The sequence below is a fragment of the Achromobacter sp. NFACC18-2 genome, assembly GCF_900108985.1.
Taxonomy (GTDB): Bacteria; Pseudomonadota; Gammaproteobacteria; order Burkholderiales; family Burkholderiaceae_B; genus Achromobacter.
Genome location: NZ_FNYM01000001.1, coordinates 345,088 through 368,821, shown reverse-complemented (window position 1 = coordinate 368,821; position 23,734 = coordinate 345,088). Strand labels below are relative to the sequence as shown.

The window sequence follows — 23,734 nt, the reverse complement described above, 5'->3', positions numbered from 1 at the left end:
GAGCGAGCCCGGTGCCCCATCCCACCGTCCCCGCGCCCTCCCGCGCACCCACACGCATCTACCACGCCCGCCAAGGCCTGGATGGCGCACACGCCGCCATCCAGGCCCTGTGCAAGCGGCTCGCGCAGCGCGGCTTCAACGCCGTCCTGCTGCCGGCGCCCTGGCTGACAGGGACGGAACCGGGAACGCAAGCCGCGCCCCTCCCCGGCCCCCGGGCCGCGCAGGACGCCGACAAGACACGGGTCGACGGCGCCGAGACACCCATCACGCAATGGTTCACGCAAGTGTCGGCGCAGTTGGCCGAACACGGCCTGGCCCTGTACGTGGACGTGGTCCTGGACCGCAGCGCACGCGACGCCGTGGAAACCACCGCCGCGCCGGGCTGGTACCGCTCGCTGCATGAAGAGCCGGCGCGCGATCCCCGCGTCAGCGTCGAGGAGCGCGGCGTCATGCATCTGCCCGATGGCCCGCTGCCCCCCGGTTTCCTGGCGTCCTGGACCGAACGGCTGCTTGCCTGGACCGCCAGCGGCGTCAAGGGCCTGGTCTTCCAGGCGCCCCACCGCCTGCCCGCGTCGGCCTGGCGCGAGCTGGGGGCCGCGCTGCGTGCGCAGCACCCCGACGTGCGCCTGCTGGCCTGGACGCCCGGGCTGCCGGCGGAAAGCCTGGCGGGCCTGCGCGATGCGGCGTTCGACGCCGCGTTCTCGTCCCTGCCGTGGTGGGACTTCAAGTCCTCCTGGCTGGCCGAGGAAGATGCACGCCTGCGCGCCATCGGCGAGGTGGTTGCCGCGCCGCCGCACGCGGGCGCCCTGCGGCCGTCGGAAGACGGCAGGCGCGCGCTGTGGAGCGCCGCCGTGACGGGCGACGGACTCATGCTGTCCGACGAGGACGAGCGCCGCCTGCCGGACGTGGAGGCCGCGAATCGCTGGTTCGCCGACTCGCGGCTGCGCGGCCCGCTGCGCATGCTGGGCGGACGCGACGGAAGCTGCACCGCGCTGCTGCGGGACGCGGGCGACGGCGCGACGCTCGCGCTCGCGATCAACCCGTCCGACACCGGCGAGGCCGCCATGGACTGGGATGCGTTGGCGCCGCTGCTGCCCCCCGCGGACGTCGTCCCCTTCACCCCGCCGGCGGGCTTGCAGTCGCAGGCCCGGGCGCTCGAAGCCGGCGAGTGCGCCATGCTGTCGTTCCAGTCCACCGAGCCGGTCCGCGAGGCCGTGCGCCACCACCGCACCCGCGCCGACGATCTGGCGACGCAACGCATCGCGCTGGAAAACATCAGCCCGGCGGTCGATGGCGGCGCTTACCCGGTCAAGAGCATTCCGCATGCGCGCATCGTGGTGCAGGCGGATATTTTCATGGACGGCCACGACCAGCTTGCGGCCGAAGTGCGCTGGCGCGCCAAGGACGAGGCGCGCTGGCACAGCGTGCCCATGACCCGCGGCATGAACGACCGCTGGGAGGCAGACTTCCGGCCGCGCCGCGTCGGCGCCCACGAGTTCGTCGTCGCGGCCTGGTTCGACGCCTGGCACACCTTCTGCCACGACATCGAGGTCAAGCACCAGGCGGGCCGCGACCTGAGCCTGGAGATACACGAAGGACTGGCGCTGCTGCGCGACGCGCAGGCGCGCGCGCAGGCCGGAACGCCGGCGGGCGCCGATGCCGGTCCGGTGCACGATGCGCTGGCCGCATTCGCGCACGCCGATCTGGCGCATCCTGAACCGCCCACCCCGGAACAGGTGGCGCTGCTGCTCGATCCGGCGCTGGCGCGGGCGATGCGCGAGCTGGACGACCGCCCTTTCGAGGCCGTGACCGCCATCGCCTACCCCGTCTGGGTGGACCGCAGCCAGGCCGTCCATTCGGCTTGGTACGAGCTCTTTCCCCGGTCGCAGGCCGCCGAGCCCGGCCGTCACGGCACGTTCGCCGACGTGATCGCCCGCCTGCCCGACGTGCGCGAGATGGGCTTTGACGTGCTGTACCTGCCGCCCATCCATCCGATCGGGCTGCGCAACCGCAAAGGCCGCAACAATAGCCTGCGCGCCGAGCCCGGCGACGTAGGCAGCCCCTACGCGATCGGGGCGCAGAGCGGCGGCCACGACGCCATCGAACCGCAACTGGGCACCTTGGCCGATTTTCTCGACCTGGTCGAGGCGGCGGCGCGGCACGGCATGGAGCTGGCGCTGGACTTCGCCATCCAATGCTCGCCGGACCACCCCTGGCTGGCGCAGCATCCGGATTGGTTCTCGTGGCGGCCGGACGGGTCGCTGCGCTACGCCGAGAACCCGCCCAAAAAGTACGAGGACATCGTCAACGTCGCGTTCTATGGCGGCCAGAACCGCCGCGCGCGCAAGCTGGGCCTGTGGCGCGCGCTGCGCGACATCGTGCTCTTCTGGGTCAGGCACGGCGTGCGCATCTTCCGCGTCGACAACCCGCACACCAAGCCGCTGCCCTTCTGGCAGTGGCTGATCGGCGAGGTCCACGCCCAGCATCCGGACGTCATATTCCTGTCCGAAGCCTTTACGCGCCCGAAGATGATGTACCGGCTGGCGAAGATCGGATTCACGCAGTCTTACACGTACTTCACCTGGCGCAACGAAAAGGCCGAACTGGAGGAGTACCTGGAGGAGATCTCGTCGCCGCCCGCGGCGGACTTCTTCCGTCCGCACTTTTTCGTGAACACGCCGGACATCAACCCGTTCTTCCTGCAGACCTCGGGGCGGCCGGGCTTTCTGATCCGCGCGGCCCTCGCGGCGCTGGGTTCGGGCCTGTGGGGCATGTACAGCGGCTTTGAACTGTGCGAAGGCGCGCCGCTGCCGGGCAAGGAAGAGTACCTGGACTCCGAGAAGTACGAACTGCGCCAGCGCGACTGGCACGCGCCCGGCAACATCCGGGCCGAGATCACGCGCCTGAACCAGATTCGCCACGCCAATCCCGCGCTGCAGACCCACCGCGGACTGACGCTCACCACCAGCGGCAACGACCGCGTGCTGGCGTTCTACAAGTCCACGCCGGGCCATGGGAATGTCGTGCTGGCGGTCATCAGTTTGGACCCGTTCCAGACGCAGCCGGCGCGCGTCGAGGCGCCCTTCTGGCTGTTCGGCCAGGCCGACGCCGGACCGCTGATCGCCGAAGACCTGCTTACCGAAGGCCGCGAGACCTGGCACGAGAAGCACCGCGCCGTCACGCTGACCCCCGACCAACCCTATCGCGTGTGGCGGCTTTCGCTGCATGGATGACGCCCGCGCCCATAGCCATGATGAGTAAAACCCAACCCCTTCAGGACGATCTGCTCTGGTACAAGGACGCGGTCATCTACCAGTTGCACGTCAAGTCCTTCTTTGACTCGAACGGCGACGGGGTCGGCGACCTGCCGGGCCTGATCTCCAAGCTGGACTACATCGCCAGCCTGGGCGTCAACACGATCTGGCTGCTGCCCTTCTACCCGTCGCCGCGGCGCGACGACGGGTACGACATCGCCGATTACCGCGGCGTGCATCCGGACTACGGCACCGTCGCCGACGTGCGCAAGCTGATCCGCGCGGCGCACGCGCGCGGCCTGCGCATCATCACCGAGCTGGTCGTCAACCACACGTCGGACCAGCATCCCTGGTTCCAGCGTGCGCGGGCCGCCAAGCCCGGGTCGGCGGCGCGCAATTTCTATGTCTGGTCGGACAACGACAAAGCCTATGCCGGCACGCGGATCATTTTCTGCGATACCGAAAAGTCCAACTGGACCTGGGATCCGGTGGCCAACGCCTATTTCTGGCATCGCTTCTATTCGCACCAGCCGGATCTGAACTACGACAATCCGCAGGTGCTCAAGGAAGTGCTGTCGGTGATGCGCTACTGGCTGGACATGGGCGTGGACGGGCTGCGCCTGGACGCCGTGCCGTATCTGGTCGAGCGCGAGGGCACCAACAACGAGAACCTGCCCGAGACGCACCAGGTCCTCAAGCAGATCCGCGCCGTGATCGAAGCCGAGTACCCGGGCCGCCTGCTGCTGGCCGAGGCCAATCAATGGCCCGAGGACGCGCAGGAGTATTTCGGCGCCGGGGACGAGTGCCACATGTCCTTCCACTTTCCGCTGATGCCGCGCATGTACATGGCCATTGCGCAGGAAGACCGCTTCCCGATCACCGACATCATCCGCCAGACGCCCGATATCCCGCCCACCTGCCAATGGGCCATCTTCCTGCGCAATCACGACGAATTGACGCTGGAAATGGTGACGAGCCGCGAACGCGATTACCTGTGGAACGTCTATGCCGCCGAGCCGCGCGCCCGCATCAATCTGGGCATCCGGCGCCGGCTGGCGCCGCTGCTGGAACGGGATCGCCGCCGCGTCGAGCTCATGAACAGCTTGCTGCTGTCCATGCCCGGCACGCCGGTGCTGTATTACGGCGATGAGCTGGGTATGGGCGACAACGTGCACCTGGGCGACCGTGACGGCGTGCGCACGCCCATGCAATGGTCGCCGGACCGCAACGGCGGCTTTTCGCGGGCCGACCCCGAACGCCTGCCGCTGCCCGTGCTGATGGGGCCGCTATATGGCTACGAGGCGGTCAATGTGGAGGCGCAGCAGCGCGATCCGCATTCGCTGCTGAACTGGACCCGGCGCCTGCTGGCCCAGCGCGGCCAGAGCCATGCCTTCGGCCGCGGCACGCTGCAGTTCATTTTTGCCGGCAATCGCAAGATCCTGGCCTACCTGCGGCAATGGGAAGACACGACCATCCTGTGCGTGGCCAACCTGTCCAACGCCGCGCAGCCCGTGGAGCTCCCCATGCAGGAGTTCGCGGGCCGGGTGCCGGTGGAGATGCTGGGCGGCACGCCCTTTCCGGCGATCGGCGAATTGCCCTACCTGCTGACGCTGCCGCCCTATGGCTTTTACTGGATGGACCTGAGCCAGGACGCCGCGCCGCCCGAGTGGCACGCCACCGCGCCGGCCCAGATGCCCGAACTGGTGACGCTGGTGCTCAAGGCGCGCGGCGGCGCGGCGCTGACCGACGCGTCGCGCGCCACGCTGGAACGCGAGATCCTGCCGCAGTACCTGGCGCGCCAGCGCTGGTATCCGGGTTCCGAACCGCCGAAGCGCGCGCGGCTGGCCTACGCCACCCCGTTCGAGTCGGCCGACGGCGAATACTACTGGGCCGAGATCGAACCCGAGGACGGCGTGACCGGCATGCGGGCGCAGGCGCCCTTCGTGCTGGTCTGGGACGAAACCGCCGTCATCCAGTACGCCATCGCCCGCGTGCGCCGCGGCGCCGAGGTCGGCGTGCTGGCCGACGCCTTCCTGCAGCCCGGGTTCGTGCTCAGCACGCTCAAGGCCATGCAGGCCGGCGCGGAGCTGGACGGCCGCAGCGCCGGCAAGCCCGGCGACAAGCCGGGCGTCATCCGCTTCCTGCCGGAAGCGGGCCTGAAGGAGCTGAACTTCGAGGGCGACGTCGCGTTGCAGTGGCTGTCGGGCGAGCAGTCCAACAGTTCGGTCATCGTGGGCAACGAAGTCATCCTGAAGCTCATCCGCAGCGTGCAGCCGGGCGTGTCGCCCGAGGCGGAAATGACCCGCTACCTGACGCGCGCGGGCTACGGCAACATTCCTCCGCTGCTGGGCGAAGTGCAGCGCGTGGACGCGGACGGGGTCGTGCACACCCTGGCCGTCGCCCATGGCTACGTGCCCAACGAAGGCGACGCCTGGAGCTGGACGCTGGACTACCTGAAGCGCACGCTGGCCAACGCGCTGCTGGTGGGCAACACGCCCGAGGAATTCGAGGAAAGCCTGCAGGGCTATGCCGTCATGGCCACCACCATCGGCGAACGCCTGGGACAGATGCACGCGCTGCTGGCCGCGCCCACGGACGATGCGAACTTCCAGTCGCGCCCGGCCAGCAAGGAAGATCTGCAAGCGCGCACCGACCACGTGCGCGGCCTGCTCGATCGCGCCGAAAAGCACCTGCGCGCCAGCCTGGACAAGCTTGAGGAACCGTCCCGCGCCTGCGCCGAATGGTTCTTCGAACACCGCGCGCGCCTGGCGGCGCGGGTGGGCGCCATGGCGCAGGCCGAGGCGGACTCGCCCTGGCTGCGCATCCACGGCGACTTCCATCTGGGCCAGGTGCTGGTCGCGCAGACCGATGCCTACCTGATCGACTTCGAGGGAGAACCGATCAGCAGCCTGGAGACGCGCCGCGCGCTGGCCTCGCCCTACAAGGACGTGGCCGGCATGCTGCGCTCGTTCGACTACGCGGCGGCGTCGATTGCGCGCACCGACCTGATCGGCGGCGCACACCTGGACGCCAATGCCGGCGCCGACGAGAGTCCCGCCCCGACGGTCGCGCCCGCCGAACAGCGCGACGCGCTGCTGGCGCGCTTTCGCCACCAGGCCTCCGACGCCTTCCTGCAAGGCTATCGCGGCGCGCGCGGGGCCGGTCTGGACGCGCCCGGCGACAAGGAACATGCCCTGCTCGCCCTGGCGCAGTTGGAGAAGGCCGCCTATGAAGTCAGCTACGAGGCGGCCCACCGGCCCGACTGGATCTCCATCCCGCTGTGCGCCCTGACCGAACTGGCGCGCAGCATCCTGCTGTCCGCCGCCATCGACGCCGAAGGAAAGACCCAATGAGCGGACCCTACGCTGCCCCCGCCGCCGACCACGACGGCCACATTGACGCGCAGGAGTTGACTGCCCTGGCTCACGGGCTGCACGACAATCCCTTTGGCCTGCTGGGACCGCACGACGGATGGGTCCGCGTCTTCGTGCCGGGCGCCCAGGCCGTCGAGGTGCTGGACGAAGACGACGCCCGCACGCCCCTGCGCGAGCAGGGCCAGGGCCTGTATGTGGGCCCCGCGCCTTACGCCCGGCCCGGCGATGGCGCCTCGTACCGCCTGGCGATCCGCTGGCCCGCCGCCGAACAGGTCACCGCCGACCCCTACGCGTTCGGCCCGCTCATCGACGAAGCCACGCTGCAGCGGCTGGCGCAGGGTTCCTGGCGCGATGCCGGGGACACGCTGGGCGCGCATCTGGTGGAAGTGGACGGGGTGAACGGCCTGCGCTGCGCGGTCTGGGCGCCGAACGCCCGGCGCGTCGCGGTGGTTGGCGACTTCAACGGCTGGGATGCGCGGCGCCACGGCATGCGGCTGCGCCATGCGGCGGGCGTGTGGGAAATCTTCATCCCCGGTGTCCAGCCCGGCGACCGCTACAAATTCGCCATCACCGACCGCTCGGGCAACGCGTTCATGAAGGCCGATCCGATGGCGCGGCGCTGCGAACTGGCGCCCGCCACCGCCTCGGTCGTGGACAATCCCGCGCCCTACGCGTGGAACGACGACGCCTGGATGCGCGAACGCGCCGCGCGCCAGTCGCCCACCGCGCCCGTGTCGATCTACGAGGTGCATGTGGGGTCGTGGTCGGCCTGCGACGCGCAACCCTGCGTGTGGGACCAGATGGCCGACAAACTGCCCGCCTACGCACGCGCCATGGGCTTCACGCACCTGGAGCTGATGCCCATCATGGAACATCCCTTCGGCGGCTCGTGGGGTTACCAGCCGCTCGGCATGTTCGCGCCGACCGCGCGCTACGGGCCGCCCGAGGCGTTCGCCCGCTTCGTGGACCGCTGTCACGCCGCCGGCATCGGGGTCATCCTGGACTGGGTGCCCGCCCATTTTCCGGACGATCCGCACGGGCTGGCGGCCTTCGACGGGACCTCGCTGTACGAATACGAGGACCCGCGCGAGGGCTATCACCCCGACTGGCACACCATGGTCTACAACCTGGGCCGCAATGAAGTGAAGGCGTTCATGATCGCCAGCGCCATCCATTGGCTGCGGCGTTTTCACATCGACGGATTGCGCGTGGACGCCGTGGCATCAATGCTTTACCGCGACTACAGCCGCCAGCCGGGCGAATGGATCCCCAACCGCTATGGCGGCCGCGAAAACCTGGAGGCGGTGCAGTTCCTGCAGGAACTGAACGACACCGTGCGCGCCGAGGCGCCGGACGCCATCATGGTGGCCGAGGAATCCACCGCCTGGCCCGGCGTGACCGCGCCCGTGTCCGAGGGCGGCCTGGGCTTTCACTACAAATGGAACATGGGCTGGATGCACGACACCCTGCGCTACCTGGCGCAGGACCCCATCCATCGCCGCCACCATCACCACGACATCACCTTCGGGATGGTGTATGCGTACAGCGAGCGCTTCATCCTGCCGCTCTCGCACGACGAAGTGGTGCACGGCAAGGGTTCGCTGCTGGGCAAGATGCCGGGCGATGCGCCTGCCCGGCTGGCCAATCTGCGCGCCTACCTGGGGTTCATGTGGGCGCATCCCGGCAAGAAGCTGCTCTTCATGGGCGGAGAACTCGCCCAGCCCGCCGAATGGAACCACGATGCCACGCTGGACTGGAACCTGCTGGACCATCCCGGCCACCTGGGCATGCAGCGCCTGGTGGCCGACCTGAACCGGCTCTACCGCGACGTCCCGGCCCTGCACGCGCTGGATGCGGACCCCGCGGGGTTTGCCTGGACGATCCTGGACGACCAGGACAACAGCGTGGTCGCCTTCATCCGCACGGACGGCCAGCGGCCCGTGCTGGCGGTGTCGAACTTCACGCCGGTCACCCGGCACGACTACCGCATCGGCGTCCCGCGCGCCGGGCGGTGGACAGAACTGCTGAACACCGATGCATCCCACTACGGCGGTTCCGGCCTGGGCAACCAGGGCGGGGCCACCACCGGCGACATGGCTGCCCATGGGCAGCCTCAGGCCCTGTCGCTCACCCTGCCGCCCCTGGCGACCCTCTACCTGATGCATGAAGGCTGAATCCATGGACCCGTCCCAACTGACACGTATCACCGCCGGACAACCTTACCCGCTGGGGGCCACCAGCGATGGCCTGGGCGTGAATTTCGCCGTCTTCTCCGCGCACGCCACGCGGATGGAGCTGTGCCTGTTCGACCCCAAGGGCCGCAAAGAACTGCGCCGCTTCGACCTGCCCGAATGCACGGACGAGATCTGGCATGGCTATCTGCCGGACGCGGAGCCCGGCCTGCTGTACGGCTACCGCGCTCATGGTCCCTACGATCCCCACAACGGGCATCGCTTCAATCCGAACAAGCTGCTCCTGGACCCCTACGCCCGCCAGTTGAGCGGACCGCTGCATTGGAGCAACGCGCTGTTCGGCTACCGCATGAACCATTCGCGGCTGGACCTGAGCTTTGACCGCCGCGACAGCGCGCCCGCCATGCCCAAGGCGATCGTGGCCGACGCCACCCCGTTCAACTGGGGCAACCACGAGGCGCCCGCGACTTCCTGGAACGACACCACGATCTACGAGGTCCACCTGCGCGGCGCTTCCATGCAGCGCGAGGACCTGCGCCAGCCGCTGCGCGGCACCTGCGGGGCGTTGGCCGACCCGCGCTTCATCGAGCATCTGCAGCGGCTGGGCGTGACCGCCGTGGAACTGCTGCCGGTCTACGCCTTCCTGCAGGACCACTTCCTGACCGAGCGCGGGCTGCGCAACTACTGGGGCTACAGCACCCTGTCGTACTTCGCGCCCGAGCCGACCTACCTGATGCAGCACCCCAACGAGCTGCGCCAGGCGGTGCGCCGCCTGCACGCGGCCGGCATCGAAGTGATCCTGGACGTGGTCTACAACCACACCTGCGAAGGCAACGAGATGGGGCCCACGCTGTCCTGGCGCGGCCTGGACAACGCCAGCTACTACCGCCTGATGCCGGGCGAAGAGCGCTACTACATCAACGACACCGGCTGCGGCAACACGGTGAACATGTCGCACCCGCGCGTGCTGCAGATGGTGACCGACTCGCTGCGCTACTGGGCCACCTCCTACGGCGTGGACGGATTCCGTTTCGACCTGGGCGTGACGCTGGGGCGCGAAGGCAATGGCTACGATCCCGGCTCGGGCTTTTTCGACGTGATCCTGCAGGACCCGGTGCTGTCCCGGCTGAAACTCATCTCGGAGCCCTGGGACATCGGGCCCGACGGCTACCAGCTTGGCAACCATCCGCCCGGGTTCGCGGAATGGAACGACAAGTTTCGCGACACCACGCGCCGCTTCTGGCGCGGCGATGAAGGCATGCGCGGCGACATGGCGGCCCGGTTGTGCGGCTCGCGCGACATCTTTGACCGCCGCCACCGCCGTCCCTGGTCCAGCGTCAATTACGTCGCGTCGCACGATGGCTTCACGCTGGCGGACATCGTCAGCTACGACAACCGCCACAACGAGGCCAACGGCGAAGACGGCAACGACGGCCATTCCGAGAACTTCAGCCACAACTGGGGCGCGGAAGGCCCCACCGACGACCCGGATATCCTGGAGACGCGCGGCCGGGTGCAGCGCGCGCTGCTCGGCTCGGTGATGCTGTCGGACGGCACGCCGATGCTGCTGGCCGGCGACGAATTCGGCAACAGCCAGGACGGCAACAACAATGCCTACTGCCAGGACAACGCCACGTCCTGGCTGGACTGGACGCAGGCGCAGAGCGACGCCGGGCGCGCGCTCAGCCGCTACGTGGGACGCCTGACCGCCCTGCGCCGCGCCCATCCCAGCGTGCGCATCGCCCGCTACGGCGACGCCGGCCAGGAGATCCTGCCGGGCATACCGGCCATCTCGTGGTTCGACGCCGCCGGCGCGCAACTGGACGCGCCCGCCTGGGAATCGGAACAGGAGCGCGTGATGGGCCTGCGCCGCGCCGCGCAGCGACCCGATGGCGGGGTCGACGTGACCCTGCTGCTGATGAATCCCACGCACGAACCGGTCGACTTCACCCTGCCGGAGCCTGCTCTGCCGTGGTCGCTGGAACTGGATTCGGACCAGCCGGCGGCGCCCCGGCCGTGGGACGATGCGACCGTGACGGTCGCGCCGCACAGCCTGGTCCTGCTGTCCCAGCGCGAGGAATCGGGAGACGCGACATGACGCACGCCTATTCCTTCGGCGCGGTGCCGCTGGACAGCGGCGTGACGCGCTTTCGGCTGTGGGCGCCCAGCGCCCCGGCCGGCCTGGCCCTCGAAGTCGAGGGGCATCCGCCCATCCCGATGCGTCCGGGCCCGGACGGCTACGCGCAGGCGGACGTGGATTGTCCGCCGGGCGCGCGCTACCGCTACCGGCTGGACGCGGACACGGTGGTCCCGGACCCCGCCTCGCGCCTGCAGGATGGCGACGTGCATGGCGACAGCATCGTTGTGGCGCCCGGCGCGTACCAGTGGCGCCATCCGGAATGGACCGGCCGGCCCTGGGAAGAAACCGTCATCTACGAGGTGCATGCGGGCCTGGCGGGCGGCTATGCGGGCCTGGCTGCCCGGCTGCCGGCGCTGGCCGCCATGGGCGTCACCATGCTGGAACTCATGCCCATCGCCGATTTTCCGGGCGAGCGCAACTGGGGCTATGACGGCGTGCTGCCCTATGCGCCCGACACGGCCTACGGCACACCCGACGAACTGAAGCAGCTGATCGACCAGGCCCATGGCCTGGGCATGGGCGTGATGCTGGACGTGGTCTACAACCACTTCGGCCCGGACGGCAATTACCTGTCGGCCTACGCCGCGCCGTTCTTTCGGACCGACATCGACACGCCCTGGGGCGCCGCCATCGACTTCCGCCAGGAAGCGGTCAGCGCCTTCTTCAAGGAAAACGCGCTGTACTGGCTGACGAAATACCGCTTCGACGGCCTGCGCCTGGACGCCGTGCATGCGATCGCGGGGCACGAATGGCTGCACGAGCTGGCCCGTTTCGTGCGCGACGGGGTCTCGGCCGAACGCCACGTGCACCTGGTGGTCGAGAACGACGACAACCGCGCCAGCCTGCTGCGGGGCGACTTCGAGGCGCAGTGGAACGACGATGCCCACCACGTCCTGCACCATTTGCTGACCGGCGAATCGCGAGGCTATTACGCCGACTACGCCGAGGCGCCCGCCCAGGCGCTGGCCCGCTGCCTGGCCGAGGGCTGGCTGTACCAGGGACAGCCCTCGACCTATCGCGGGGGCCAGTTGCGGGGCGAGCCCAGCGCGGACCTGCCGCCGACCGCCTTCGTGCTGTTCCTGCAGAACCACGACCAGACCGGCAACCGCGCGCGCGGCGAGCGGCTGACCGCCCTGGTCGACCATCCCGACCGCCTGCGCGCGGCGGTGGCGCTGCAACTGCTGGCCCCGCAGATTCCCTTGATCTTCATGGGCGAAGAACGCGGCTCGCGCACCCCCTTCCTGTACTTCACCAGCCATGGCGATCCGGCCCTGGCGCAGGCGGTGCGCGAAGGCAGGCAGCGCGAGTTCTCCGCGTTTCCCGAGTTCGCGGGCGATACGCCCGCCGCGCAGGTGCCGGACCCGAACGCGGTGGAGACCTACCGCGCCAGCGACCCGTGGCAGGCGGACGAGGCGGACGCCCAGGACTGGCTGCGCGACTACACCGCGCTGCTGCAGTTGCGCGCTCGGCTGATCACGCCCCGGCTGGCGGGCGCGGTCAGCCTGGGCGCCGCCGCCGTCGGCGACCGCAGCGCCTATGCGCGATGGGAACTGGCCGACGGCGCCCGTCTCACGGTCTACACCAATCTCGGGCCCCACCCGCAGGCGGTAGCGCCCGCGCTGATGCCCGGCCCGGACGTGCAATCCACGCTGCTGTTCGAATCGCTCGCGGGCGGGCGCGCGCGGCTCGAACAGGGCGAGCTGTGCCCGGACTGCACCGTATGGCTGCTGGAGGAGCGGGCATGAAGCGCGGCGCCGCCAACGCCAACACCGACTCCGATGGCCTGTCCGCGCTGGCCGCCGAGGCGGGCATCGCGGAACACTGGTCGGACGCCCGCCAGCGCCCCCAGCGCGTGGCGCCCGACACGCTGCGCGCCCTGCTGGCGGCGATGGACCTGCCGGCCGCCACGGCGCGCGACATCCAGGAGAGCCGCCAGCGCCTGGCGGCGCAGTCCGGCGACGCCCTGCCCCCCATGATCGTCACGCGCTGCGGTACCGAAACGGCGCTGCCCGCAACCGCGCGCGGTCCTTACCGCATCCTGTGCGAATCGGGCCGCGTCATCGAAGGCATGATCCAAAAGGGCCGCGATGGCGCGCCCTGCCTCGTCGCGCCCGACGAGCCCGGCTACCACCGCCTTGTCCTGCTCTCCGTGCAGGCCACACTGGCGGTCGCGCCGTTGCAGGCCCCCAGCCTGGCGGACCTGACCGGCGAGAGCCGTCCGCGCTGCTGGGGACTGGCCGCCCAGGTGTACAGCCTGCGCCAGGAGGCGGACGCGTCCCTGCCGCGCACGCATGGGTTCGGCGATTTCGGCGCGCTGCGCGAACTGGCGGTGGCTGCGGCCCGTCAAGGGGCGGACATGCTGGCCATCAGCCCCGTCCACGCCATGTTTACGGCGCAGCCGGAGCGGTCCAGCCCGTATTCGCCGTCCAACCGCCTGTTCCTGAACGTGCTGTACGCCGCGCCCGCGTCGGTGCTGGGCCCGGACGCCATGGCGCGCGCGCTGGGCGGCACCGCATCGGCCGAACTGAGCGCGCTGGACGGCCTGGATCTCATCGACTGGCCGGCCGCGGCCGCCGTGCGGTTGCGGGCGCTGCGCGCCCTGCATGCGGACTTTGCCAGCCACGGCGACGCCAGCCTGCGGACACGCTACGCGCGATTCTGCGCCGACCGCGGCCAGACCTTGCGTGACCATGCGGTATTCGAGGCGCTGCACGCCGCCCAGCGCAAGCCGGACGGCACGATCCCGCCCTGGCAAGCCTGGCCCGCGGCCCTGCGCGACCCGGCCTCGCCCCAGGTCGCGCGCTTTGCGCAGGACCATACGCTGGAGGTGGACTTCCACCAGTTCGCGCAGTGGCTCGCGGCGGAAAGCCTGGCTGCGGCGCACGACGCGGGCCGCGAGGCCGGGATGCGGCTGGGCCTGCTCGCCGATCTGGCGGTGGGCGCCAGCCCCGACGGCAGCCACGCATGGAGCCGGCAGGCCGACCTGATGGGCCGCATGTCGGTGGGCGCGCCGCCCGACATCTACAACCCGCTGGGACAGAACTGGGGGCTCACGGCGTTCTCCCCGCGCGCGCTGCACACCCAGGGCTATGCCGCCTTCATCGACATGCTGCGCGCCGTGCTGGCGCACACCGGCGGCGTGCGCATCGACCACATCCTGGGCATGGCCCGCCTGTGGCTGGTGCCCGAAGGCGCCTCGCCCGCCGACGGCGCCTACCTGCGCTATCCGCTGCAGGAGCTGCTTGCGCTGACCGCGCTGGAGGCCTGGCGCCACCGCGCCTGCGCCATCGGCGAGAACCTGGGCACCGTGCCCGAGGGCTTTGACCAGCGGCTGGAAGACAACGGCGTGCTTGGCATGAACGTCCTGTGGTTCATGCGTCAGGCCCCCGACGCCCAGCCCGGTCCGGATGCCCCGGACGGCTTCACCGCCCCCGCCGACTGGCCCGCGCACGCCGTCGCCATGACCACGACGCACGACCTGCCGACCCTGCGCGGCTGGTGGGAAGAGCGCGACATCGACTGGCGCGTCAAGCTGGACCTGCTGGGCGCCGACGACGACGAGCAGCAGTTGCGCGCCGGCCGCGCGGCCGATCGTGAACTGCTCGCCCGCACCGCGGACCCGGACGCCGGCAGCCTGCCCAGGCAGGCGCCGATTCCCGCGCTGCTGCGCTTCGTGTCTTCCAGCCCGTGCCCGCTGCTGCTGGTGCCGATGGAGGACATCGTGGGCATGCTGGACCAGCCCAACCTGCCCGGCACCATCGACACCCATCCCAATTGGCGCCAACGCTTGCCCTTGAGCATCCGCGCCATCTTTGCCGACCCCGCCACGCAGGCCCGCCTGGATGCCGCGCGCGACGGAAGGAGAAAACCGTGAGCACACCGCAAGCCACCGCCCGGCTGCAACTGCATGCCGGCTTCACGCTCGACGACGCGTGCGCCCAGGTGGACTACTACGCGGACCTGGGGGTCAGCCATCTGTACCTGTCGCCCATCACCCGTGCGCGAGAAGGCTCCACCCACGGCTATGACGTCATCGACCACGCCGTCGTCAGTCCGGAACTGGGCGGCGAGCCCGCCCTGCTTCGCCTGGCCAGCGCCGCCCGGGCGCGGGGGCTGGGCCTGGTGGCCGACATCGTGCCCAACCACATGGCGGCGAACCCCGCCAACGCATGGTGGCGCGACGTGCTGGCCCAGGGCCCCGCCAGCGCCTGGTCGGCGTATTTCGATATCGACTGGCATCCGCCCGCGCCGGCGCTGCGCAACAAGGTCCTGCTGCCCGTGCTCGGCGACCCGTACGGCGTGTCGCTGGAACACGGCGCCATCACGCCGCAATGGGACGACGACGCGCCCGCGCCCGAACTGGAGGTGCATGGACAGCGCTATCCCCTGACGCCGTCCTCCGTGCCGCGCGGCGCCGAGCGCCAGGCCTGGCTGCGCGAACACGACCCCGCGCAACCGGCCGGGCGCCAGCACCTGCACGCACTGCTGGAACGCCAGCACTATCGCCTGGCCTGGTGGCGCACGGCGCCGGACCAGATCAACTGGCGGCGTTTTTTTGAAATCAGCGAACTGGTCGGCGTGCGCGTCGAGGACGAGGCGGTCTTCGATGCCGTGCACGCGCTGGTGCTGCGCCTGGTTGCGCAAGGCGTGCTGGACGGCCTGCGGATCGACCACATCGACGGGCTGGCCTCGCCGGGCGGCTACCTGCGCCGCCTGTCGGCGCGCCTTGCCGAAGCCGGCGCCAGCCGGCCGGCGGCGCTGCGCCAAGACCAGCCGTACCTGGTGGTGGAAAAGATCCTGGGGCCTGACGAAGTGCTGGATCCGCGATGGCTCACGGATGGCACCACGGGCTACGACTTCATGGACCAGGTGGGCGCCTTGCTGCACGCGCCGCAGGCCGCCGAGCCGCTGCGCGCCTTCTGGCACGCCCTGACCGACGACGGGCGCGAGCCCGGCGAACAGCTACGCGCGGCGCGCGTGCGCATGCTGGCGCGCCATTTCCCGGCGGAGCGGCAGGCGCTGGTGCGTTGCCTGGAGCAGCTTGCCGCGCGGGACCTGCGCACGCGCGACCTCACCGCCACCGCCATCGACCGCGCGCTGAGCGCGCTGCTGGCCGCCTTTCCCGTTTACCGCACCTACGCCGACGATGCGGGCCGCTCGCCCGCGGACGCCCATTGGCGCGCCGTCGCGGTCCGCGGCGCCGCGACGGCGCTGGCCGCGCGCGAGGGGTCTGCCGACGCGGCGCTGCTGGCTCAGCTTGCCCAGTGGCTGGACGGCGACGCGTCCGACCCCACCGTGCTGCGCCGCTTCCAGCAACTGACGCCGCCCCTGGCCGCCAAGGCGCTGGAGGACACGCTGTTCTACCGCTATGGCCCGCTGCTGTCGCGCAACGAAGTGGGCGCATCGCCGGACCGCTTCGGGCTGTCGGCCGAAGACTTCTACGACGCCTGCGCCACCCGCGCGCGCACCCATCCACGCGCCATGCTGGCCACCGCCACGCACGACCACAAGCGGGGCGAGGACACGCGCGCCCGGCTTGCCGTGCTGTCGGAGATGCCCGACCGCTGGCTGGAGCTGGCCGGCGGCTGGATCGACGCGCTGCCGGGCGGCATCACGCGGGCCGACCGCTACATGCTAATCCAGACCCTGATCGGGGCCTGGGCGCCCGCCTGGGGCGCGGACCCGTCCGGCTGGGCGCCCGATGCCTTGCAAGCCTGGCTGGACCGCATCGCGCAGTGGCAGGAAAAGGCCCTGCGCGAAGCCAAGCTGCACACCAGTTGGACCGATCAGGACCCGGCCTACGAGGCCGCGGCCAAGGAATGCCTGACCTGGCTGGGCCAGGATGCCGAGGGGCGCCGGGTGCTCGCCGGCATCGCCGACTTCGCGCTGGAACTGGCCCCGGCCGGCATGGTGAATACCTTCACCCAGACCCTGCTGCGCAATACCCTGCCCGGCGTGCCGGACCTGTACCAGGGAACGGACCTGTGGGATTTCAGCCTGGTCGATCCGGACAACCGGCGGCCGGTCGACTACGCCCTGCGCGCCGCGCTGCTGGCCGAGACCTCGCGGGAAGCAGTGATGGACCTGGCGGCCCCGGCCTGGCAGTCGGGCGCGGTCAAGCAGGCACTGATCCACCGCCTGCTGCTGGCCCGCCAGCGGACGCCCGCGCCGTTCACCGGCGGGGTGTTCCTGCACCTGCGGGCCGAAGGCAGCCAGGCCGGGCACGTGCTGGCCTTCCTGCGCCAGCACGAAGGCCAGACGGCGTTGATCGTGGGATCCCGGCTGTGCGCCCTGCAGGTCCAGGGCTATGCTCGGGGCGAGGCCGAGCAGGCGCGGGCATTCTGGGGCGACACGGCGCTGCGCCTGCCCGAGGGCGGGCCGCGCCTGTCGTTGCACGACGCCCTGACCGGACGCCGTATCCGGGCCGCATCGGGGGACGTGCTGCCGCTGGCGGACGTGCTGCGCGACGGGCCTGCCGCGCTGTGCCTGTCGGCGTAGGCGGAACGAGGATTCAATCGTCCTGGTTCCGGATTTCCGGAGTTTCGGAGTTCCGGAGTTCCGGAAACAGCAAAACGGCCCCGTCCGCGCCACGGAGGAGGCGCGAACGGGGCCGTAAAAAGCTACGCGGCGTCACACGGGCTGGTTACGTGGCGCGCGCAGCCCGCGCGCTCAGCGCTGGGTCTTGTTCTGCTGACCCGGGCTCTGGCCCTGTTGATTGCTGTCTTTTTCCATCTGCTGGCCAGATTGACCGGGTTGCTGGCCCGGCGACTGGTTGCGGTCCCGCGGGTTCTCCTGGGACTGTTGCTTTTGGGGCTGCTTTTGCTGGTCGGGCTGGTTCTGATTGGCCATTACTCGTCTCCTAAGATGCGGAGAGATTCCGCCTGGATAGATGAGCAACCGGCGTGCCCAAACGGCGTCCGCCCGGGGGCCTGGGCAGTGCGGTATCGGGGGACGAAAGCGGCGAGTGTCCCGGCGTCCAATGATCGGTAAAAAGTGCGCTCGGGGGTCGTCCCAGGCGTCGTGGGTGTCCTGGGAATCCTGAGAATTCCAGGGCCCTAAGGGTCCTAATGGGTCCGGATCCAAGGCACTGAACCGGATTCCCGAACCTTCCTACAGCGTCGCGGTGTGATGGGTGGGCCGATCCGGTTCCGCGTCCGTCCCGGGGCTGTCGAAGGCGTTCAGCCAGGCCGACGCATAGGCGGCAGGCGCCGCCAGCGGTTCGCCGCCATCGCGCTGCGTGCGCAGCCGCAGGATCAGTTCGTCCAGCGGCATGGGACGGCCAAGCGAAAAGCCCTGCCCGTATCGGCAGCCGGCCGCGCGCAGGGCGGGAATGTCGGCGACATTCTCGACGCCTTCCGCCACCACGCGCCAGCCCAGCCGCGTGGCCAGTTCCGCGGCGGCGCGCAGCACCTCGAAGGCCACGGCGCTGCGCCGCATGCGCGTGACGAAATACTGGTCGATTTTCACTTCGGACAGCGGAATCGCGGACAACAGTTTCAGGGAGGCATGGCCGGTCCCGAAATCATCCAGACTGACCTCGCAGCCCGCCTCTTCCAGGCGCAGCAGCGACGCGCGCAATACATCCAGGTCCCGGATGGGCTGGTCTTCGGTCAGCTCCACGCGCACCAGCGACGGCGGCAATTCCGCGGCACGGATCCGGTCCAGGAGGAACTCGACCGAGCGCATCTCGGAAAGCGTGGTGGCCGGCGCATTGATCGCCAGCGGGACCGCCAGGCCAGCGCGGCGCAGCGTGAGCAGCGCGTCGATGACCCGCACGCAGACCCGCTCGAACAGCACCCGGTCCAGGCCAAGCCGGTTCACCGCGGGGATGAACTCGGCCGGCATCACGGTGCCCAGCCGGGGGTGTTGCCATCGCACCAGGGCCTCGGCCGACACGATGCGGCCAGTCAGCAGGTCCACCTGCGGCTGCAACAGGACGCGCAGTCCATCCCTGCCCGTGATCATCGCGGCAATTTCCGCATCGCCCACCACGGGGTTTTGGCAAGACTCTGGATTCATCATGGCTTGCTCCCGGCGCGCCCCGGCTGCGGGCCTGCGCGTTCCGGGCGCAGGTCGAGGCGCAGTGATTTCGGGCATTCTGCGCCCTCGCCGCCATAAAGTCACATATATGTAACAACACGTGTTAAGGTGCGCGGATTCATGTTTCCGCGCCCGGCGCGGCATGCCTGCGGGACAAGCCTGCCGGCGTCTTGTCGACATGGTAGGGTTGGCGGCATCCGGCCCGTCCGGCCTCGTCCGGCCCTTACTTTGCTGCTTTCATTCCCGCGTGACTAGTCTGCTTACCCGTTGGCGCGCCGCCGTGCGCAATGTGCTGTGGCTCGACGCCCTGCAAGCCGCCGCCATCAGCGCGGCCCCCGTCATCCTCGCCGTGCTGGTGCACGAACCGCGCCTGGGCTGGACCGCCATCGCGGCGTTCTGGGCATGCTTCGGCGACCCCGGCGGCCCCTTGCGCAAGCGGGCCGGATCCATGCTGGCGCTGGGCCTGATCGGCGCCCTGTTCTGCCTGCTGGCCAGCGCTAGCGCCGCGCATCTGTGGCTGCTGCTGCCGCTCACTTTTGTCTGCTGCACCTTCGGCGGGCTGCTGCGCGTGCTGGGCCCGGCGGCCGCCATCGTCGGCACCCTGCTGTCGGCCGGTTTCGTGGTGGCCGCGGAGCTGCCCGCCCCCACGCTGCTGGAAAGCCTTTGGTACACCCTGTTCTTCCTGGCCGGCGCGGTGTGGGCGATTCTCATGACCGCGCTGGTGTGGCGCCGCCGCCCCTGGAAGGACGCCACCCACGCGGTCGCGCACAGTTATCGCGGCCTGGCCGATTTTGCCGACGCGCTCGCGCGCATGTATTCCGGCCTGGCGCCCGCTGGCGGCCCGCAGGCCTGGAGCGCCGTCGTCCGGCCCCAGCGCAGTGCGCAGCGCGCCGCCCTGGAAGCGGCCCGGGTCCGCATCCGCGAAGTGCTGGACGCCCGCCCGTCGCGCCGCGCCCGCGCCCATCAATTGCTGTACCTGCTGGACAGCGCCGAGGACAGCTTCATCGCGCTGGTCGCCGCCGCCGACCTGCTGGAGTCCAATGCGCCGCGCTGGCTGGGCCGCAGCGCGGGCGCGCACCTGTCGCACGCGCTGCACCGCTACGCCAGCGTCTGCAACGCCATCGCCAGCACCTCCGACGTCAATGACGCCAAACAGGCGGAATGCCTGCGCGAGCGCCTGGCCCATTACAACGCCGGCCTGCGCGACCTGCGTGGCGGCGCCATGGCCTATGCGCCGGATCTCGCCACCGTGGTGCCCGTCCTGGACCGCCTGCTGCACACCGCCCAGGCCGTCATGCACGCGCTGTTCGACCAGGGCCCCGCGCCCGCCGCGCCCGCCCATACCGGCAGCGACGCCAGCGGCGCGCGGCAGGCTTGGCGCACGCTGCGCCAGAACCTGCGCTTCGAGTCCGACGCCTTCCGCCACGCGCTGCGCGTGGGCGTGGGCGCGACCATCGCCGTGGCGCTGTCCAAGACCTTCGCCGTCAACCATGGCTACTGGATGTCGCTCACGCTGGTGTTCATCCTGCAGCCGTATTTCGCGACGACCTGGCAGCGCACCCTCGAGCGCGTCGCCGGGAGCGTCGCGGGCGCCATCGGCGCCTCGCTGCTCGGCCTGTTGCTCAGCACGCCGCTGTCCGTGGCCCTGGCGGTGCTGCCCATCGCGCTGGGCACCTTTGCCGCCCGCACCATCCATTACGCGCTCTTCACCTTTTTCCTGACCTCGCAGTTCGTGCTGGTCAGCCATATCCAGCAACCCGAGATCTACGAGCCCATGCTGGCCGCGCTGCGCGCGTTCAACAGCGTGCTGGGCGGCATCCTGGCGCTGCTGGTGGGTTTTCTGGTCTGGCCCGAAAAAGAGCCCCGCCAGCTCGCCGGCGCCCTGGCCCGCGCGCTGCAGTGCCATGCCGACTACGCGCTTGCCCTCACCCACGAAAAGAGCGGCGCCGGGGCCGAGCGCGACATCGTCGGGTTGCGCAGGCTGGCCTGCCTGTCGGCCGACAACGCCGAGGCGTCTTTGCAGCGGCTGCAGCAAAACCCGGTGCACCGCGACCGGAACGTGGATACCGCCGTAAACCTGCTCAACGCCATGCGCCGCATCACCGCCGCGGGCACGGTGCTGGAAATCCAGCCTGGGCTGCCCGCGGACTCGCCCGCCGCCGCCGCGCTGCGCGACTACGGGACCACGCTGGCGCACGTGCTGCATCCGGACGGGCCGGCCCCTGCAAAGGAAGCCCGCGGCCTGAACGTGCCGACCGCCATCGCCGCGGCCGAGCCGTCGCTGGCCGCGCCCCTGGACCGCATCGGGCAGCAGGCACGGCAGATCCGGCAATTGCGCCAGCAGGTGCAACGCGAGCAGCCCGCCTCCTAGCGCCGGGCATCGCCGGGGGGCGTCGGGTATCGCCGCGCATCGCGGGCGACTTGAGCCGCCTGCGCGAAACTCCGGGCGGCTTGATGCGCATCAATGGGTCTTGGAAGGTAAACGGCAACCATAGGGACATGGCACGCATTTAACCAAGGAGGCCCACCATGTACCGCCGCATTTCCGTCCACCTGGACCACGGTTTCGACTGCTCGCGCCGCACCACGCTGGCGCTGGGCCTGGCCAGGCGCCACAAGGCCGAACTGGTGGGGGTCTACGCCAGCTCCGCACCGCCGCAGTACTACTACGGCGAATCCGTGATGATGTCGCGCACGCTCAACGTCATGAAGGATCTGCAGGCGCAGAACCGCGCCGCGGTGCAGAACGCGTTCCTGGAAGCGGCGGCCAACGCGGACATCCCGGCCATCGTCCGCGCCGGAGAGTCCTCGCCCAGCGCCACCGTCGCCCTGCACGGCCGCGCCACCGACCTCATCATCGTCAGCCAGCAGAACCGCGACGACGTCGAGGCCGCCCACGAGAACGAATTCGTCGAACAGACCCTGCTATCGGCAGGCCGCCCCGTCATGGTCGTGCCCTCCAGCGGCCAGTTCGCGGTCGTGGGCGACCGCGTCCTGCTGTGCTGGGATGGCAGCCGCGAAGCCGCCCGCGCGCTGGCCGACGCCGCGCCGCTCCTGCGCGGGGCCACGCAACTGGTCGTCCTGACCATGGATGAAGGCGCCGCCACCCGCAACGTGGATTCCATCCCGTTCGAAGACCTGGTCACCTATTGCGTCGCGCACGGCATTCCCGCGCCCGACCACGTGCGCCGCGACATCAAGGGCGTGGGCGTGGGCAGCACCATCCTGAACGCCGCCGCGGACTACAGCGCCGACCTGATCGTCATGGGCGCGTACGGGCACAGCAAGTTCCGCGAATGGGCGATGGGCGGCGCCACCGCGTCCATCCTCAAAAGCATGACGGTGCCCATCATGTTCTCGCACTGACGCAGCGCCGGGGGCCGGCGCCGCCCGTGCCGTTCAAGGGGCGGCGGGCTGCGCGTCGCGCACGGGCGTCAGCACGGGCTTGCCCGCGAAATGCGCCCGGGCGTTTTCCAGGAAAAGCGCCACGGTCGCCGCCACGGCCTCGGGCGAACGCCCCGCGCTGTGCGGCGTCAGCACCACGTTGTCCAGACGCTTGAAGGCGTCCGGAACGGCCGGTTCGCCATCCACCACGTCGAGCCCGGCGCCCGCGATGCGCCGTTCAGACAGCGCGGCGATGAGCGCGTGGGTGTCGACCACGCTGCCGCGCGCGATGTTGATCAGATAGCCCTCGGGCCCCAGCGCCTCCAGCACCGCCGCATCCACCAGATGATGCGTGCCTGCGCCGCCGGGCGTGGCCACCACCAGGAAATCCGATTCGGCGGCCAGCGCGCGCGGACTGTCGAAGTACGCATACCCCGATTCCGGGCGGGCGCGGCGGTTGAAGTACCCCACGCGCATGCCAAAGCCGTTCGCGCCGCGGCGCGCGATTTCCAGTCCGATGGTGCCCAGGCCCAGGATGCCCAGGCGCTTGCCGGTCACCTGCGGCCCCATGAAGCCGCTCCAGTGCCCCTGCCGAACCCAGGCGTCGGCCTGCGGCAGCCGGCGCGCGGCGCCCAGCAGCAGCGCCATCGCATGGTCGGCGACCGACACCGCGTTGGCGCCCGGTCCGTGCGTGACCACCAGGCCGCGCGCCTGCGCGGCCGCCAGGTCGATGTTTTCATAGCCCACGCCCAGCGAACACACCAGGCTCAGGTGCGGCATGGCCGCCATCTCGTCGGCGCGCAGGCCGGTCGCACCGCGCGTCAGCACGGCGCGGATCTCGGCGCCATGGCGCGCGATGGCCTGGGCACGGGTCTGGTCGGAGGGAGCGAGAATCGGGCGAAAGCCCTGGGCTTCGATGGCGGGAAGATAGTCCTGGACGCTGTCGATCAGGATCAGTAGCGGAATGGGCATGGCGGGGCTGCGAGTGTGTGGGTTGCTGCGGAAAAACCCGCCGATCTTACGCCCGCCCCGGGGTGCGCGCCATCCGGCTGGCCAAGGGATGACCAGCGGATGGGCAACGGCTGGCCGCGCCCAAATGAAAATCCGCCTGGCTGCCGCGGTGGGCGCCAGGCGGATTCGACACGGCTGTCAGGCCGCTATATCCGTCCCATCAACAGCAGCACGATGAGCACGATCACGACAATGCCCAGCAGGCCGCTGGGGTAGTAGCCCCAGCTGCGGCTGTGCGGCCAAGCCGGCACGGCGCCGATAAGCAGCAGGATCAGGATGATCAGGAGGATGGTCGACATGGTGACTCCTTGTCTTTATTGATTTGAGTTGTTGAGGGGG

The 23,734-nt window shown here is 70.2% G+C and carries 13 protein-coding genes; 9 read left to right on the top strand and 4 right to left on the bottom strand.

Translation table 11 applies throughout. The features are described 5' to 3' along the window. Positions 1-11: 11 nt before the first annotated feature. Genes BMW75_RS01655 through treY form a run of 7 tightly spaced genes read left to right on the top strand, consistent with a single transcriptional unit; the run spans position 12 to position 17,458 of the window. Positions 12-3,233, top strand: coding sequence for an alpha-1,4-glucan--maltose-1-phosphate maltosyltransferase (locus BMW75_RS01655; protein ID WP_092575873.1), 3,222 nt, complete (start codon positions 12-14; stop codon positions 3,231-3,233). Next, a complete protein-coding gene (gene treS / locus BMW75_RS01650; RefSeq protein ID WP_371466501.1) occupies positions 3,230-6,607 on the top strand; it encodes a maltose alpha-D-glucosyltransferase in 3,378 nt (1,125 codons plus the stop codon). The genes BMW75_RS01655 and treS overlap by 4 nt, the downstream gene beginning before the upstream one ends. Then, positions 6,604-8,802, top strand: a complete 2,199-nt coding sequence (glgB, locus tag BMW75_RS01645) for a 1,4-alpha-glucan branching protein GlgB (RefSeq protein WP_092575868.1) — start codon at positions 6,604-6,606, stop codon at positions 8,800-8,802. The genes treS and glgB overlap by 4 nt, the downstream gene beginning before the upstream one ends. 4 nt (positions 8,803-8,806) lie before the next feature. Further along, positions 8,807-10,918 (top strand): glycogen debranching protein GlgX, encoded by a 2,112-nt coding sequence (gene glgX, locus BMW75_RS01640; protein WP_092576280.1) that lies wholly within the window; start codon positions 8,807-8,809, stop codon positions 10,916-10,918. Next, positions 10,915-12,705, top strand: a complete 1,791-nt coding sequence (treZ, locus tag BMW75_RS01635; RefSeq protein ID WP_092575866.1) for a malto-oligosyltrehalose trehalohydrolase — start codon at positions 10,915-10,917, stop codon at positions 12,703-12,705. The genes glgX and treZ overlap by 4 nt, the downstream gene beginning before the upstream one ends. After that, complete coding sequence (malQ, locus tag BMW75_RS01630) at positions 12,702-14,834, top strand: 4-alpha-glucanotransferase (protein ID WP_092575864.1); 2,133 nt, start codon at positions 12,702-12,704, stop codon at positions 14,832-14,834. The genes treZ and malQ overlap by 4 nt, the downstream gene beginning before the upstream one ends. Next, a complete protein-coding gene (gene treY, locus BMW75_RS01625) occupies positions 14,831-17,458 on the top strand; it encodes a malto-oligosyltrehalose synthase (protein WP_092575861.1) in 2,628 nt (875 codons plus the stop codon). The genes malQ and treY overlap by 4 nt, the downstream gene beginning before the upstream one ends. A gap of 171 nt (positions 17,459-17,629) precedes the next feature. Here the strand turns inward: treY and BMW75_RS01620 are convergent, their stop codons facing one another. Continuing rightward, on the bottom strand, positions 17,630-17,809 hold the full coding sequence (locus tag BMW75_RS01620; protein ID WP_076520929.1) for a hypothetical protein: 180 nt from the start codon (positions 17,807-17,809) through the stop codon (positions 17,630-17,632). A 261-nt stretch (positions 17,810-18,070) separates the two neighbouring features. Continuing rightward, the gene (locus BMW75_RS01615; protein WP_092575858.1) at positions 18,071-18,982 is read right to left on the bottom strand and encodes an EAL domain-containing protein; all 912 of its coding nucleotides are present in this window, start codon (positions 18,980-18,982) and stop codon (positions 18,071-18,073) included. 265 nt (positions 18,983-19,247) lie between these two features. Between BMW75_RS01615 and BMW75_RS01610 the strand changes: the two genes are divergently transcribed. Both BMW75_RS01610 and BMW75_RS01605 read left to right on the top strand, forming a co-directional pair. After that, entirely contained in the window at positions 19,248-21,371 is a 2,124-nt protein-coding gene (locus BMW75_RS01610) for an FUSC family protein (RefSeq protein WP_092575855.1), read from the top strand. Between the two features lie 158 nt (positions 21,372-21,529). Beyond that, complete coding sequence (locus BMW75_RS01605) at positions 21,530-22,366, top strand: universal stress protein (protein ID WP_092575852.1); 837 nt, start codon at positions 21,530-21,532, stop codon at positions 22,364-22,366. A 33-nt stretch (positions 22,367-22,399) separates the two neighbouring features. Here the strand turns inward: BMW75_RS01605 and BMW75_RS01600 are convergent, their stop codons facing one another. Both BMW75_RS01600 and BMW75_RS01595 read right to left on the bottom strand, forming a co-directional pair. Next, positions 22,400-23,356 (bottom strand): 2-hydroxyacid dehydrogenase, encoded by a 957-nt coding sequence (locus BMW75_RS01600; protein ID WP_092575849.1) that lies wholly within the window; start codon positions 23,354-23,356, stop codon positions 22,400-22,402. Positions 23,357-23,541: 185 nt separating this feature from the next. Beyond that, positions 23,542-23,694: a DUF3309 family protein gene (locus BMW75_RS01595; RefSeq protein WP_076520934.1), complete on the bottom strand. Its 153-nt coding sequence runs from the start codon at positions 23,692-23,694 to the stop codon at positions 23,542-23,544. Between the last annotated feature and the right edge of the window lie 40 nt (positions 23,695-23,734).

What these genes read in the sequence shown, in the direction of transcription:
- malQ (WP_092575864.1), top strand. Translation starts at nt 12,702, where the DNA reads ATGAAGCGCGGCGCCGCCAACGCCAACACCGACTCCGATGGCCTGTCC.
- BMW75_RS01615 (WP_092575858.1), bottom strand. Translation starts at nt 18,982, where the DNA reads ATGATGAATCCAGAGTCTTGCCAAAACCCCGTGGTGGGCGATGCGGAA.
- BMW75_RS01605 (WP_092575852.1), top strand. Translation starts at nt 21,530, where the DNA reads ATGTACCGCCGCATTTCCGTCCACCTGGACCACGGTTTCGACTGCTCG.
- BMW75_RS01595 (WP_076520934.1), bottom strand. Translation starts at nt 23,694, where the DNA reads ATGTCGACCATCCTCCTGATCATCCTGATCCTGCTGCTTATCGGCGCC.
- glgX (WP_092576280.1), top strand. Translation starts at nt 8,807, where the DNA reads ATGGACCCGTCCCAACTGACACGTATCACCGCCGGACAACCTTACCCG.
- treZ (WP_092575866.1), top strand. Translation starts at nt 10,915, where the DNA reads ATGACGCACGCCTATTCCTTCGGCGCGGTGCCGCTGGACAGCGGCGTG.
- BMW75_RS01600 (WP_092575849.1), bottom strand. Translation starts at nt 23,356, where the DNA reads ATGCCCATTCCGCTACTGATCCTGATCGACAGCGTCCAGGACTATCTT.
- BMW75_RS01620 (WP_076520929.1), bottom strand. Translation starts at nt 17,809, where the DNA reads ATGGCCAATCAGAACCAGCCCGACCAGCAAAAGCAGCCCCAAAAGCAA.
- glgB (WP_092575868.1), top strand. Translation starts at nt 6,604, where the DNA reads ATGAGCGGACCCTACGCTGCCCCCGCCGCCGACCACGACGGCCACATT.
- treS (WP_371466501.1), top strand. Translation starts at nt 3,230, where the DNA reads ATGACGCCCGCGCCCATAGCCATGATGAGTAAAACCCAACCCCTTCAG.